This window comes from Pseudoalteromonas sp. SD03, from assembly GCF_040937955.1.
GTDB lineage: Bacteria > Pseudomonadota > Gammaproteobacteria > Enterobacterales > Alteromonadaceae > Pseudoalteromonas > Pseudoalteromonas tetraodonis.
The window spans coordinates 1,531,718-1,546,598 of record NZ_CP162514.1 but is presented as its reverse complement, the minus strand read 5'-3'; the positions used below and the strand labels follow the sequence as shown (position 1 = coordinate 1,546,598).

Here is a 14,881-nt window from a genome sequence, read left to right as displayed (position 1 = left end):
TTAACCTTTTTGCATTACTAGCTGAAGGCCCAGCCAAGCCATAAAAATACACACCATCACGTTTAAGATGATATTGAGGGCCATTTTAATAAAGTGACCTTGTTGTAATAACAACAACGAATCCATTGAGAATGTTGAAAAGGTGGTTAACGCACCTAAAAAGCCAATTCCGATGAGGGTTTTAGCAGGACTGACGGCAATAACTTGTTTATCTATTAAACCGTATAAAATGCCCATCAACAATGAACCCAGAATATTAACCGTCAACGTGCCAAAAGGGAATCCCCTACCGAGGAGTTTTAGCATGGTTTCGCTAATAAAAAACCGTAAACAGGCTCCTGACGCTCCGCCAAGGGCTATCATCATGTAAAGTTTAATCATGCTCATAACGTTTTATTGGGCTTTGTGCGTCGCGCTCTTTTAAATAATCGAGCTTTTGTTTAATTTTTTGCTCAAGTCCACGATCACTTGGCTGGTAGTATTGTTTGCCATCCATTTCTGGCGGTAGGTATTTTTCGCCAGCAGCAAATGCGCCTTCTTCGTTATGCGCATAACGGTACTCTGCACCATAACCTAAGTCTTTCATTAAGTTAGTGGGGGCGTTGCGTAAATGCTCTGGTACTGGGTAGCTTGGCTCGTTTTTAGCGTCTTGTTTGGCTTGATTAAACGCCATATAAACCGCATTACTTTTAGGTGCACTAGCCAAGTACAAAGTGGCCTGTGCAATGGCGCGCTCACCTTCGCTTGGGCCAACACGCTGAAAAATATCCCATGCGTTTAAAGCCACTTCCATCGCTCGTGGATCGGCGTTGCCGATGTCTTCTGTAGCAATTGCTAGTAAGCGCCTTGCAACATAAAGCGGGTCGCCGCCACCGGCTAAAATACGGCAGTACCAGTAAAGCGCACCATCTGGCGAACTGCCTCGCACCGATTTATGAAACGCCGAAATTAAATCGTAAAATTCATCGCCGCCTTTATCGTATTTGGCTAAATGGGTGGGCAGTACTTGGCTCAGTACCTGTTCGTCTACGTTGTACTTGCCGTTTTGCTCGGTGGTTAAATCAACTGCTTGCTCGAGTAAATTAAGCACTTTACGTGCATCGCCACCGCTTGCTTGGCACAGCGCTTGTTTGGCGTTATCTGCAATCACGATTTGCTTTTGGCTAAGTTGTTCGTCTTGTTTGAGTGCGCGCTCTATTACTGTGTATAAATCGCTTTCCTGCAAGGATTTTAATACATACACCCTTGCGCGAGATAAAATTGCATTATTAAGCGCAAACGAGGGGTTTTCGGTGGTGGCGCCTACAAATATAAAAGTGCCATCTTCAATATGCGGTAAAAACGCATCTTGCTGAGACTTATTAAAGCGGTGTACCTCGTCAACAAACATCAAAGTGCGCTGACCACGGCTTTGTAAGTTATCGCGCGCTTGGGTTACGCTATCGCGAATATCTTTTACGCCAGCGGTTACTGCCGACATTTGAATTAGTTCAGCGTCGGCATGGTTGGCAATAATTTGCGCCAGCGTAGTTTTACCTACCCCCGGCGGCCCCCATAAAATTAAACTATGGCAGCGCCCTGCTACTATCGCTTGATGAAGAGGTTTATCAGCGCTGAGTAAATGTTGCTGCCCTATGTAATCGTTAAGCGATAAAGGGCGCATACGCGCAGCGAGTGGGCGCACATCGGGCCCAAAGTTAAATCCTAAATTACTCACCGTTACTCTGATCGTCTATTTCTACACCCGCTGGCGGGGTAAATTCAAAAGTTGTTTTATCAAGCTCAGTATTAACCTGTGCATTGCTAAATGTAAACGCAGACAGCTGGCCTGAATTATCTTTAACTACCAGTTTTGCAAGCCCTTGCTCGTTATCAGCAAAAGTAATATCAAGCTGCTCTACTTGGCTTTCTACGCCTTTATTTGGGGTAATGCTAAAGCCTAAGTCAGTAGCGATCACGCTGTATTTTTCCCATTGCGCAGGGTCTTTAGAGGTGAGCAATATAAACGGCGTTGAGTCAATTAAACCGCTGGTTTTCATAATGGTTACTTGCTCAGCAAAGCTATCAAAGTAATAGGTTTTATCGCCGTTTGATACAAATAAAGTGTCGTCTGGGTTAGTTTGCTGCCAGCGGATCATTAATGGCTGTTGCAACGCAATATTGCCTTGACCTTGCATTACCAGTTGGCCTTCACCGTCGGTTACGTTCTGTTTAAATTGTGCTTTAAAGCTTTTTAAGGTCGATAACTTATCTTGTAATACTTGGCTGTCGTCAGCAAAGCTTGGCATCGCCACTAAACTGCCCAATACCAATAATAAACTACTTAATTTTTTCATTAATTTGCTCCATTAGGTACTAATACATCGCGCGCGCCGTTGTGTCCTGGTGCACTCACGATACCTGATGTTTCCATTTGTTCTACTAAACGTGCAGCACGGTTATAGCCTACACGTAATTTACGTTGCACTGACGATACCGATACTTTACCGGTTTCTATTACAAAGGCGACCGCTTCGTCGTATAACGGATCTGACTCTTCATCGCCATTTTCACTGGCTTCCCCTGGTAATAGAATATCTTCCGTGGCATCGCCATTTAAAATCTCGTCTATGTAATTTGGTTTAGCACGGGCTTTCCAATCGTTTACCACGGCATGTACTTCATGGTCGTCTACAAACGCGCCATGCACACGCTCTGGCACACTGGTACCTGGCGGTAAATAAAGCATATCACCCATGCCTAATAAGTTTTCAGCGCCTTGTTGATCAAGTATGGTACGCGAGTCTATTTTACTTGATACCTGAAACGCCATCCGTGTAGGTATATTCGCTTTAATTAAACCGGTTATTACATCAACCGACGGACGCTGCGTTGCCAAAATTAAATGGATACCCGCAGCACGCGCTTTTTGCGCTATACGGGCAATTAACTCTTCAACTTTTTTACCTACAATCATCATCATGTCGGCAAACTCGTCAATAACCACCACTATGCTAGGTAATTTATCCAGCTCATCTGGGCCATCTTTCATGCCGTCGGTGTCTTTAAATAATGGATCCATAATTGGGTAGCCCGCTTCTTTGGCTTCCATTACTTTTTGGTTGTAACCTTTTAAGTTACGTACACCTAAAGCCGACATCAGCTTATAGCGGCGTTCCATTTCACCTACACACCAACGCAGTGCGTTAGCCGCTTCTTTCATGTCGGTTACAACTTCACACAATAAATGCGGAATGCCTTCGTAAACTGAAAGCTCAAGCATTTTCGGGTCAATCATGATCATACGTACATCTTCAGGGCCCGATTTATACAGTAAGCTTAATATCATTACATTAACGCCCACTGACTTACCTGAACCGGTTGTACCAGCTACCAGTAAGTGTGGCATTTTACCTAGGTCGGCACACACAGGTTGCCCTGCAATATCTTTACCTAGCACCATGGTCAGTGGCGATGGGTTTTGCTCAAACTTAGGCGCGTTTATGACTTCTGATAAACGTACAATTTCACGGTATTTATTAGGCAACTCAATACCGATATAGGTTTTACCCGGAATAACTTCAACCACGCGCACACTAATTGCCGAAAGTGAACGCGCTAAATCTTTTGAAAGCCCAGTAATTTTAGACACCTTAATACCCGGTGCTAAATCAAGCTCAAAACGAGTAACAACAGGCCCCGGGTAAACCCCAACCACGGTTGCTTGTACGTTAAAATCAAGTAGTTTTGTTTCTACAAGGCGCGATACGCTATCAAGCTCTTCTTGCGAAATTGGGTTTTTTGCTTTGTCGGGTCTGTCTAGTAAATCCAATGATGGCAATGGCCCCGGAGGTGGCTCTTGCTCTAATAATTGTTCAAACTTCTCTTTGGCAGTTAGCGGCGGTTGAAACCCTGATTTTGGCTTGTTAATTGGCCTTGCTGGTGAAACCACGGTTGTGGCTGGTTTTTCAGGTTCAACCACAGGGCTTTGATCCAGCGCGTTAAGTGCTGCCTCTGTGTCCATAGGTTCATCGTCTATGGCGCTGAAACTAATTTCTTGATCGAGTATTTGGTCAAGCTCGTCAAACGGCATAAATTCGTCGTCTTGAGGGGCATTAACCTTAGTTGCTGGTTTATCAATTGCTTTTGGTTTGTCTGCTACTTTATTAGCAAGCTCAGGTTCTTGTTGGCGTGTATCGTTTTCAAAATAAGCATCGGGTTGCTCGTCTTGTACTTTACCTGCAATGCGTTCGCGTTGCATCCAGCCCCGGGCATAGGTCACCAAAAAGCGGTATAACCTAACAATTAAATCACCCAAGTAATCAACAAATTGTACCCACGACACACCCGTTAACAGTGTTAAGCCTGCAAAAAAGAAACACAGTAGTAAAATAGAGGTACCGGTAAAATTAAACGCTGGCATCATGGCTGATGCAATCACATCACCCACTACCCCACCGGATGAAAAGTTATAAATATCATCAAAATTAATACTGCTAATAGCGGTTGCTGAGGTAATAAACAGCGCAAAACCAATAATGCGTAATCCAAGTGTGGTGTAATCGAGTTGTAAAATACGGTGTGGCTGCTTAAACACCAAGTAACCTAGCAGCTGAATAGCCGCTGGCACAAAATAGGCAAGCCAGCCAAAGGTAAGTAATAGTATGTCGGCCACCCACGCGCCCGCTGTACCCGTAATATTTTGTACGTTGGTAAATTCACCCGTTTGCGACCAAGCAGGATCGGCAGGATGAAAACTAATTAAAGCACATAAAATAAATACCGCTGCAAAGGTGCTGACGATGAGCCCCGTTTCTAATAGTCTTTGTACACCGTTTAGGCGCATAATTACCTATCCCTCATTATTATTTTTTACACTCACTTGGCAATAGAATACCTTAGCAGGAAATGTATTTTGATGCACTTTATCTTAACCATGATGGCCTGATTATGAACAAGTTTTTATTATTTAGTCGTACACTAATTAAAAAAAGCAAAGTTGGCTGCAACAATAAAAGTATATTAACGGCTGTTACTCTGTCATTAAGCAACAAAAGGACGAATAACGACACCCTCTTCACCTTTTACTTCTTCCATGACTACATAGGTGCGGCTTTCACTCACATTAGGCAGCTTTAATAATATATCACCGAGCACGCCTCGGTATTCTGACATATCGTTAACCCGGGTTTTTAATAAAAAGTCGAAATTACCCGAAACCAAATGACATTCTATAATTTCTTCGTGCTTTCTAACAGCGGCACTGAACTCTTCAAATACGTCGGGCGATGTTTTGGTAATGGTTACTTCCACATACACAGAAAGCCCTTGACCAAGCTTGGCGGGATCAACCACCGCTTTGTAGCCTAAAATATACCCTTCTCGTTCAAGCTTTTTCACTCGCTCTAGACAGGGCGTGGCGCTTAGGCCAACTCGTCGGGCCAGTTCAACATTTGACAGGCGGCCATCAAGTTGTAATTCGACTAAAATTTTGCGATCAATACGGTCTAATAAGTTATGCATAGCTTTTTAGTTTTTTATTCTAATAAAATTAATTTTACAGATACTAACACTACAAGGGGCTTAAAAAAAGGTGGGACACACTACCCTAGCGTGAATATAATAGTGAAAAATTTTTATCCCGTTCTAACAAGGCAAAATTATGATTATTGGTGTACCTAAAGAAATTAAAAACCATGAGTACCGTGTAGGTATGGTTCCTGCGAGTGTTCGCGAACTTGTAAATCACGGCCACCAAGTGATTGTTGAAACTAACGCTGGTATGGGCATTGGTTTTACAAATGATGATTATGTTCAAGCAGGCGCTGAAATTTTAGAAACAGCTGCTGATGTTTTTGCAAAAGCAGAAATGATCATCAAGGTAAAAGAGCCACAAGCTGTTGAACGTGCAATGTTACGTGAAGACCAAATTCTTTTCACTTACCTTCACCTTGCACCGGATCTTCCACAAACTGAAGACCTTGTTAAAAGTAAAGCAATCTGTATTGCTTATGAAACTGTGACTGATTCACGCGGTGGTTTACCACTTTTAGCGCCAATGAGTGAAGTTGCTGGCCGTATGTCTATTCAAGCAGGTGCACAAGCGCTAGAAAAAGCTAACCACGGTCGTGGTATGTTATTAGGTGGTGTACCAGGTGTTGAGCCAGCTAAAGTTGTTGTTATTGGCGGCGGCATGGTTGGTCGTAGCGCTGCACAAATGGCAGTTGGCCTAGGTGCTGAGGTTGTTGTACTTGACCGTAACATCGACGTACTACGTGCACTAGACGCACAGTTTGGTAACAAAGTTAAAGCTATTTACTCAACAGCTGACGCGCTTGAAAAGCACGTATTAGAAGCTGACCTAGTAATTGGTGGCGTGCTTATCCCAGGTGCTGCTGCACCTAAACTAGTGACTGCTGAACACATTAAAGCAATGAAGCCAGGTGCTGCTATTGTTGATGTTGCGATTGACCAAGGTGGTTGTATTGCAACCTCTAAAGCAACTACGCACGCTGATCCTACTTTCATCGTTGATGAAGTTGTTCACTACTGTGTTGCTAACATGCCAGGTGCTGTTCCACGTACATCTACGTTTGCACTTAACAATGCAACATTGCCGTTCATTATTAACCTTGCAAACAAAGGTTACAAAAAGGCACTACTAGATGACGCTCACTTTTTAAAAGGCTTAAACGTAATTAAAGGCCAAGTAACTTACAAAGAAGTAGCTGAAGCGTTCAACATGGAATATGTTGACCCACGCACTGCAGTAGAAAACGCGTAACTGTTATTGTTACCGCTTATACCTAAGCCATAATTTAGGTATAAGCATTAAAAAAGCAGCTAATTAGCTGCTTTTTTTGTATCTAAATTTTAGGGTCTGTGGTCAACAGACCCTAATGTTATATAAATCGTTTAATAATAAAGTCGACTTTTACGCGCTTAGCTTGACCAAGCAGTTTTTTCACCGGCTGCGGGTAATCGTCCATGGTTTCTAAATCATCTGGACCGGTTAAACGGCGACAATGCTTTAAAATCTCTTGGCGTTCATTATCAATATCGCGCATTATCGTTTGCTCAGGGTCTTCTATCAGAATACCATTTTCGATATCCAGCCCCCACGCGCGCGGATTTAGGTTATGCCCACTAAGTAAATGCACTTTACGGTCACAGCAAATCCCTTTTAGATGAAACGAGTTACTCTCGTGTTTCCAAAGGTATACGTTTAAGTTGCCATTATCTATGTGGCGTTTTTGCGATTTTACAAACTTATGTAAAATAGTTTCGTATAAATACGGTAACGCACCAATTTTACTAAATGGCTCGCTAGGTGGCAGGTAAAAATCGTTTGCAGTTTTATCGCCCACCACAATAGTGACTTGTTTACCTTGCTTTAATAGCCTGCGTAAAGAGCGCATTAATGGCGCCGGAAAATTAAAATACGGCGTGTATAACACCAGCTCTTGCTCGGTGGTATCAAATAACGCTTTAATTAAGCGATTAAGCTCATTATTACGACGGCCTAAACCTAAAAATAAACGAATGCCCATTGCATGAGTATTCAAGTTCTGCGCACTTTTATAGCTTGCCGATTTAAGCTCACGCATAAGTTGCTTTTGTTCAAGCTTAAAGTCAGCCATACGTTTAAGCGGTCGTTGATCAATTCTTGGTACCGCTTCAGAACTTAATAAAGTTGATTCAATAAAATCGACTACTGAGTCACATAATTCGCTTTGCGATACTAAAAAGTAGCGATCGAGCCGGTATCGGTCGCTATATTGCAAATACACATTATTTAAACTGGCACCGCTGTAGAGCAGTGTGTCATCAATAACAAAGCCTTTTAAATGCAATACCCCAAACAGTTCTTTGGCTTTTACGGGAACACCATACACTTGAACGTTTGAATTAAATTTTTCTAAATCGTCGCAATATAAGCTTGCATTGCCCTCTGACTTTTCTGCACCAATTAAACCGCGTTGGGCGCGATGAAAATCAACCAGTACTTTAATTTCAAGCGAAGGGTTAGCTAACGATGCACTGTGTAGTGCGGCTAATATTTCACGACCCGCTTCATCATCTTGTAAGTAAAGTGTGGTGATATAAATTCGTTTTTTTGCGTTGGCAATTAAATCTAACAATTGCGTACGGTATTCTTGCGCATTGGTTAAGACGTTAACGTCTTTTGAAGTCAACCCAAATGCGGGTTTCTCTTGCCAAAATAACATAGTTGCCTATTCACTTAGGTCACATAATTAAGCCGTGACAAATCAAAATTAGTTAAAAGATAACAAAAAAAATCAGGCTGGTCATGAATTAACGTCGTTTTATTGGCTAACAGTCTATTTATTAGTCGAGCACTGCTTGTAAGTCATTTGCTAGTACACATTAATGAACAGCTTCGGAATTTGCGAAAAAAAATAATCTCATCTTTTATTTACTTCCTGCTTGTTTTTCTTAGAATCGGGCGCATTAAAACCGTATTAAACGTTTAGGAAAAGATCATGACTGAAGCAAAACATTGTAAGTTACTTATTTTAGGTTCGGGCCCTGCAGGCTATACAGCTGCAGTTTACGCTGCACGTGCTAATTTAAACCCTGTTTTAATTACAGGTATTCAACAAGGTGGCCAGCTAACAACCACCACTGAAGTTGAAAACTGGCCTGGCGATGCACACGGTTTAACCGGCCCTGCATTAATGGATCGTATGAAAGAGCATGCAGAACGCTTTGAAACTGAAATTGTATTCGACCACATCAACAAAGTTGACGTATCTAAGCGCCCTTTCACACTAACCGGTGACCAAGGTACTTACACATGTGATGCTTTAATTATTGCAACCGGTGCCTCTGCGAAATATTTAGGCTTAGAGTCTGAGACTAATTTCCAAGGCCGTGGTGTTTCTGCTTGTGCAACCTGTGACGGCTTTTTCTATAAAGGTCAAAAAGTAGCGGTTGTTGGTGGTGGTAACACAGCGGTTGAAGAAGCGTTATACCTATCTAACATTGCTGATGAAGTTCATGTTATTCACCGTCGTGACAGTTTCCGTAGTGAAAAGATTCTTGCTGACCGCCTTGCTGAAAAAGCTGCGAACGGTAATGTTGTAATGCACTACAACCGTACACTTGATGAAGTACTTGGTGACCAAATGGGCGTGACCGGCGTTCGCATTAAAGATGTGGCGTCAGATGCTACTGAAGAACTTGATTTAGCGGGTGTGTTTATTGCCATTGGCCATAAGCCAAACACCGATATGTTTGAAGGTCAACTAGAAATGAAAGACGGCTACCTAGTGGTTGAATCTGGTCTTAACGGTAATGCAACTCAAACCAGTGTGCCAGGTGTATTTGCTGCTGGTGATGTATCTGACCATATTTACCGTCAAGCGATTACCTCTGCCGGTACTGGCTGTATGGCTGCACTTGATGCAGAACGCTTTTTAGATAATCTGTAATTTAGAATCTAAATTAAAAAAGGGCTGAATTTTCAGCCCTTTTTTGTGCCCAAACATAACTGTACTCACACCAAAATTCATTGTACTTATAATTGAAATTAGTTTTATTTATACAATTAATGGCTTAGGTGCGATAGGATCTAAGGGTGAGCAACAAATACCGTCAAATTATATAAGTAAAACTAGCTATAATTATCGTCAGGAATAAAAGCTTTATTCATTTAGGCATTACTAGAAACTGTAAAATCAGTTAAAATGCTTAACTTCATATCAAGTAAATTACCGAGAGTTTTCTATGAGTTTGTATACAAAATATATGGAAGAAATCCAAACCCGTAAAACGGAGCTTGGATTAAGCCCACAACCAATCGATAGCGCTGAACTAGTATCAGAAATAATTAATCAAATTAAAGATACTAATAACGAGCACCGTAAAGATTCACTGCATTTCTTTATTTATAATACTTTACCTGGAACAACTAGTGCTGCGGGCGTTAAAGCACAGTTTCTAAAAGAAATCATTTTAGGTGAAGAGCACGTTGCAGAGATCACTCCAGAATTTGCATTTGAACTGCTTTCACACATGAAAGGCGGCCCGTCAATTGAAATGCTAATTGATTTAGCATTTGGTGATGACGCAGCAATTGCAGCACAGGCTGCAGAAGTACTTAAAACTCAGGTATTCTTATACGATGCTGATATGGAGCGCATAAAAGCGGCCTACGAAGCAGGTAACGCAATTGCTAAAGAATTACTAGAGAGTTTCTCAAAAGCTGAATTCTTCACAAAACTACCTGACATCGAAGAAAAAATTGAAGTAGTAACTTACATTGCTGGTGAAGGCGACATCTCAACTGATTTACTGTCTCCAGGTAACCAAGCACACTCACGTGCTGACCGTGAATTACACGGTAAGTGTATGATCACTGAAGAAGCACAACAAGAAATCGTTGAACTTCAAAAGAAACACCCTAACGCTAAAGTAATGCTTATTGCTGAAAAAGGTACAATGGGCGTTGGTTCATCTCGTATGTCTGGTGTGAATAACGTAGCACTTTGGGCGGGTAAACAAGCAAGTCCATACGTTCCTTTCATCAACATTGCACCTGTTGTTGCAGGTACTAACGGTATTGCACCAATCTTCTTAACAACGGTTGATGTAACTGGCGGTATTGGTCTTGACCTTAAAAACTGGGTTAAAAAAGTAGATGCAGACGGCAATACAGTAACTGATGCAAATGGTGACGCTGTGCTTGAAGAAGCCTACTCTGTTGCTACTGGTACTGTGCTAACAATCAATACTAAAGAGAAGAAGCTTTATAACGGTGATAAAGAGCTTGTTGATGTATCATCAGCGTTCACACCGCAAAAAGTTGAATTCATGAAAGCTGGTGGTTCTTACGCTGTAGTATTTGGTAAGAAACTACAAACGTTTGCTGCTGAAACGCTCGGCATTGAAACTCCTCTTGTGTATGCACCTTCAAAAGAAATTTCACATGAAGGCCAAGGCTTAACAGCGGTTGAAAAAATCTTTAACCGTAATGCGGTAGGTGTTCTATCTGATACACCACTTCATGCAGGCTCAAACGTTCGCGTTAAAGTGAACATCGTTGGTTCGCAAGATACAACCGGTCCAATGACAGCACAAGAATTAGAAGCGATGGCTGCTTCAACGATTTCACCACTTGTTGATGGTGCTTATCAGTCTGGTTGTCACACTGCATCAGTATGGGATAGCAAAGCACAAGCTAACATTCCTAAACTAATGGCGTTTATGAATAAGTTTGGTTTGATCACTGCACGTGACCCGAAAGGCGTTTACCATGCAATGACCGACGTTATTCATAAAGTATTGAACGACATTACCATTGATGATCGCGCTATCATCATCGGTGGTGACTCGCATACTCGTATGTCTAAAGGCGTTGCCTTTGGTGCCGATTCAGGTACTGTTGCTGTTGCACTTGCAACCGGTGAATCAGCGATGCCGATTCCTGATTCAGTTAAAGTGACGTTTAAAGGCAAAATGGCTAAGCACATGGATTTCCGCGACGTTGTACATGCAACGCAAGCGCAAATGCTTAAGCAATTTGGTGGCGAAAACGTATTCCAAGGTCGTATCATTGAAGTGCATATTGGTACCCTAATGGCTGACCAAGCGTTTACTTTCACTGACTGGACTGCAGAAATGAAAGCGAAAGCGTCAATCTGTATTTCAAATGATGAAACGCTAATTAAGTCAATTGAACTTGCTAAATCACGTATCCAAATCATGATCAACAAAGGTATGGATAACGAAGCGCAAACGCTACAAGGTCTAATCGACTTAGCTGACAAACGTATTGCAGGTATTCAATCTGGTGAAGAGCCAGCACTTTCTCCAGACGACAACGCTAAATACCACGCAGAAGTTGTGGTTGATTTGGACCAAATCGTTGAGCCAATGATTGCCGATCCAGACGTGAACAACGATGACGTCTCTAAGCGTTATACTCACGATGTGATCCGCCCTGTTTCTTTTTACAACGACAAACCTGTTGATTTAGGTTTCGTTGGTTCGTGTATGGTTCACAAAGGCGATATGAAAATTATTGCTCATATGCTGCGTAACCTAGAAAAGAAAAACGGTTCTATCTCATTCAAAGCACCATTAGTTGTTGCGCCACCAACATACAACATTGTTGATGAGCTTAAAGCGGAAGGCGACTGGGATATTCTTGCTAAATACGCAGGTTTTGAATTTGACGATGAAAAACCAAAAACAGCGGCACGTACTAAGTATGAAAATATCCTATACCTAGAACGCCCTGGTTGTAACTTATGTATGGGTAACCAAGAAAAAGCAGAACCTGGTGACACTGTTATCGCAACATCAACTCGTCTGTTCCAAGGCCGTGTAGTAGCCGATACATCTGAGAAAAAAGGTGAGTCACTACTAGGTTCTACGCCGGTTGTAGTACTTTCTACTGTACTTGGTCGTTTCCCGACTATCGAAGAGTATAAGTCTGCGGTTGAAGGTATTGACCTTACCTCGTTTACACCTGTTGAAGAAGCAATGACAACTAAGTTTAACGCTGGACAAGCAGTACCTGTAAAAGTGGTTAGCTAATTCGATTAGTTTACCATTTAATTAAGCGCGTTTTTTAACGCGCTTTTTTTATGTCTAAAATTTACCTAACAGGAATGTAAGCCCTGCTCAACCCTATGGACAACACAATAATTTGTGGTTTGTGATTTTAAAGCAACAGGTTACACTTTACCTTGACCATGCAGTTATTCAATCGGTGTTATGACTAAACAACTCTATCAACTCGCTCAAAGCCACTTTGCTTTTCCTGATCCCTACCATGCATTAGATGATCCCGATGGTTTACTTGCCATTGGTGGATGCTTATCGGTAGCGCGATTAAAAAATGCCTACAGCCAAGGTATTTTTCCGTGGTTTAGTGAGCACGAGCCAATTATGTGGTGGTCGCCTAGTGAGCGCGGTATTGTTGAGCTCAATGACTTTCATGTTAGTAAAAGCCTACGAAAACATTTAAAAAAGCACCCGGTCACCGTAACCATAAACCATGCCTTTGAAGAAGTGATAGAAGCGTGTCGCGATCAACGTATTGATACCGATGGCACCTGGATCACCCCACAAATGCAACAGGCGTACATTAATGCCCATCACCATGGCTTTGCTCATAGTTTAGAAGTTTGGCGCGAGGGAGAGCTTGCAGGTGGCTTATATGGCATCATGCAAACCGGTGTTTTTTGTGGTGAATCAATGTTTCATCATCAAACAAATTGCTCCAAACTGGCTATGTGGGCGCTGGTTAATTGGCTTAAACGCCATAATGCGCATTTTATTGATTGCCAATTAGAAAATCCTTATTTAATGTCGTTAGGTGCTAGCGTTATTCCACGTGAAGAATTTTTAACTAAACTTAATAAAGCACAGTGTTACACCCCACCTGACAGCATGTGGCAACCACAGGAGCTATTAGCGATTTATGAATGAACAACTTCCCGCTCGTATTGGCCTAAGCCAACCATTTGAATGCAGTTATTTGCCTAACCGTCAAGAGCAACTGTTGGTCATACTCGATCCAAGTTGTTACAGCAGCAATAAGTTTGAGTCATTATTAGGATTGGGCTTTCGTCGCAGTGGTAACCAAATTTACCGTCCGCACTGCCCTATTTGCAGCGCGTGTAGTTCTGTGCGCGTTTTAGCAAATGAGTTTATGCCGACAAAATCGCAAAAACGTAAACTTAACAAAGCAAAAAACCGCTTTGAGGTAAAATATTCTCAAGTTGAACGCGAACAATACTATCCACTTTACAGTAAATACATTAGCTTGCGCCACCAAGACGGTAGTATGTATCCACCTGATAAATCACAATTTCAAAGCTTTTTGTTTTGTAGTTGGTTAACCATTACCTTTATAGAGCTTTGGGATCAAGAAAACTTAGTGGCTGTTGCTGTAACTGATTGTATGGACAATGCTATTTCGGCAATTTATACATTTTTTGACCCTGACTATGAGCACTTTAGTTTAGGCACTGTGATGATATTACAGCAACTTAAATTTGCTAAACTGCAACAAAAACAATTTGTTTATTTAGGCTATCAAATAGATGAATGCGACAAAATGAACTATAAAACGCAGTTTTTACCTGCTCAAAAACAGTGCAATGACCAGTGGCTGGCTATTTAATTTACAAAAATAGCCCCTGCGCCTTTACTTATTGGCGTATTTTGGGCAAAATCTGCAGCGTTTAACTATTAAAGAGGTGTTACGCTAAACATGGCGAAAGAAGACGTAATCGAAATGCAAGGGACAGTCCTTGATACTTTACCAAATACAATGTTCCGAGTTGAGCTAGAAAATGGTCACGTAGTTGTGGCTCATATTTCAGGTAAAATGCGCAAAAACTATATCCGTATTTTAACCGGCGATAAAGTAACGGTAGAAATGACTCCTTACGATTTATCGAAAGGTCGTATCGTATTCCGTGCTCGCTAAGTAAGTGCGTAAACGAGATTTAGTTTTTGGCTAGTGAAAACTAGCTTTAAGCGTTTATTAAATGTAATTAATGCTAGGGTCTGTTGACCTTTGCGGATTAAAATTTGTTCAAACTAAGGGCGGTTTAATCGCGGCGCGAGGTTTGTAACCTAGTGGGCTAAGTAAAAACCGAGCAACAAAGAGTAAATCGCCCCTAGGCAGAACCCTTCGGGCAGCGCCTGTTTGGCATTGATGCTGCGTTATCGCCTATTTATGGGGAATAACCACACTACATAGGCTCTGCCTTGCCTAAATACCAAACAGACTGCTGCAAATTTAACCTTGAAAGGTCAACAGACCCTAGTAGCCAGTAATTACATTTAATAAACAAAAAACCCAGCCTTTGCTGGGTTTTTTGTTGTCTATTTCTTTGGCAAATAAAAAAGCCTGCGCAAA

Annotated in this window: 12 protein-coding genes; 6 read left to right on the top strand and 6 right to left on the bottom strand. The window is 41.8% G+C overall.

Annotated features, from left to right (window positions below):
• The 5 genes from crcB to lrp form a co-directional block, all read right to left on the bottom strand.
• The gene (gene crcB / locus ABZP26_RS07190; RefSeq protein WP_010389726.1) at positions 1 to 381 is read right to left on the bottom strand and encodes a fluoride efflux transporter CrcB; all 381 of its coding nucleotides are present in this window, start codon (positions 379 to 381) and stop codon (positions 1 to 3) included.
• The gene (locus ABZP26_RS07185) at positions 374 to 1,717 is read right to left on the bottom strand and encodes a replication-associated recombination protein A (RefSeq protein WP_013464762.1); all 1,344 of its coding nucleotides are present in this window, start codon (positions 1,715 to 1,717) and stop codon (positions 374 to 376) included. The genes crcB and ABZP26_RS07185 overlap by 8 nt, the downstream gene beginning before the upstream one ends.
• Positions 1,710 to 2,336, bottom strand: coding sequence for an outer membrane lipoprotein chaperone LolA (gene lolA, locus ABZP26_RS07180; protein ID WP_350607928.1), 627 nt, complete (start codon positions 2,334 to 2,336; stop codon positions 1,710 to 1,712). The genes ABZP26_RS07185 and lolA overlap by 8 nt, the downstream gene beginning before the upstream one ends.
• Positions 2,336 to 4,825, bottom strand: a complete 2,490-nt coding sequence (locus ABZP26_RS07175) for a DNA translocase FtsK 4TM domain-containing protein (protein ID WP_350607929.1) — start codon at positions 4,823 to 4,825, stop codon at positions 2,336 to 2,338. Before ABZP26_RS07175 ends, lolA begins: the two co-directional genes overlap by 1 nt.
• 197 nt (positions 4,826 to 5,022) lie before the next feature.
• Positions 5,023 to 5,502 carry a leucine-responsive transcriptional regulator Lrp gene (gene lrp / locus ABZP26_RS07170; RefSeq protein WP_008110073.1) on the bottom strand — a complete coding sequence of 160 codons (480 nt, stop codon included), beginning with the start codon at positions 5,500 to 5,502 and terminating at the stop codon, positions 5,023 to 5,025.
• 139 nt (positions 5,503 to 5,641) lie between these two features.
• Here lrp and ald point away from each other — a divergent pair, with 139 nt between their 5' ends.
• The gene (gene ald / locus ABZP26_RS07165) at positions 5,642 to 6,763 is read left to right on the top strand and encodes an alanine dehydrogenase (RefSeq protein ID WP_008110075.1); all 1,122 of its coding nucleotides are present in this window, start codon (positions 5,642 to 5,644) and stop codon (positions 6,761 to 6,763) included.
• Between the two features lie 118 nt (positions 6,764 to 6,881).
• Here the strand turns inward: ald and pssA are convergent, their stop codons facing one another.
• Positions 6,882 to 8,207 (bottom strand): CDP-diacylglycerol--serine O-phosphatidyltransferase, encoded by a 1,326-nt coding sequence (pssA, locus tag ABZP26_RS07160; RefSeq protein ID WP_368485545.1) that lies wholly within the window; start codon positions 8,205 to 8,207, stop codon positions 6,882 to 6,884.
• Positions 8,208 to 8,483: 276 nt separating this feature from the next.
• Here pssA and trxB point away from each other — a divergent pair, with 276 nt between their 5' ends.
• From trxB to infA, 5 genes are all read left to right on the top strand, one after another.
• Positions 8,484 to 9,434 carry a thioredoxin-disulfide reductase gene (trxB, locus tag ABZP26_RS07155; RefSeq protein ID WP_008110078.1) on the top strand — a complete coding sequence of 317 codons (951 nt, stop codon included), beginning with the start codon at positions 8,484 to 8,486 and terminating at the stop codon, positions 9,432 to 9,434.
• A gap of 295 nt (positions 9,435 to 9,729) precedes the next feature.
• On the top strand, positions 9,730 to 12,543 hold the full coding sequence (locus ABZP26_RS07150) for a bifunctional aconitate hydratase 2/2-methylisocitrate dehydratase (RefSeq protein WP_368485544.1): 2,814 nt from the start codon (positions 9,730 to 9,732) through the stop codon (positions 12,541 to 12,543).
• 180 nt (positions 12,544 to 12,723) lie between these two features.
• The gene (gene aat / locus ABZP26_RS07145; protein ID WP_368485543.1) at positions 12,724 to 13,440 is read left to right on the top strand and encodes a leucyl/phenylalanyl-tRNA--protein transferase; all 717 of its coding nucleotides are present in this window, start codon (positions 12,724 to 12,726) and stop codon (positions 13,438 to 13,440) included.
• Positions 13,433 to 14,137 (top strand): arginyltransferase, encoded by a 705-nt coding sequence (locus ABZP26_RS07140; protein ID WP_368485542.1) that lies wholly within the window; start codon positions 13,433 to 13,435, stop codon positions 14,135 to 14,137. The genes aat and ABZP26_RS07140 overlap by 8 nt, the downstream gene beginning before the upstream one ends.
• A 90-nt stretch (positions 14,138 to 14,227) precedes the next feature.
• Positions 14,228 to 14,446: a translation initiation factor IF-1 gene (gene infA, locus ABZP26_RS07135; protein WP_002962494.1), complete on the top strand. Its 219-nt coding sequence runs from the start codon at positions 14,228 to 14,230 to the stop codon at positions 14,444 to 14,446.
• Positions 14,447 to 14,881 lie beyond the last annotated feature (435 nt).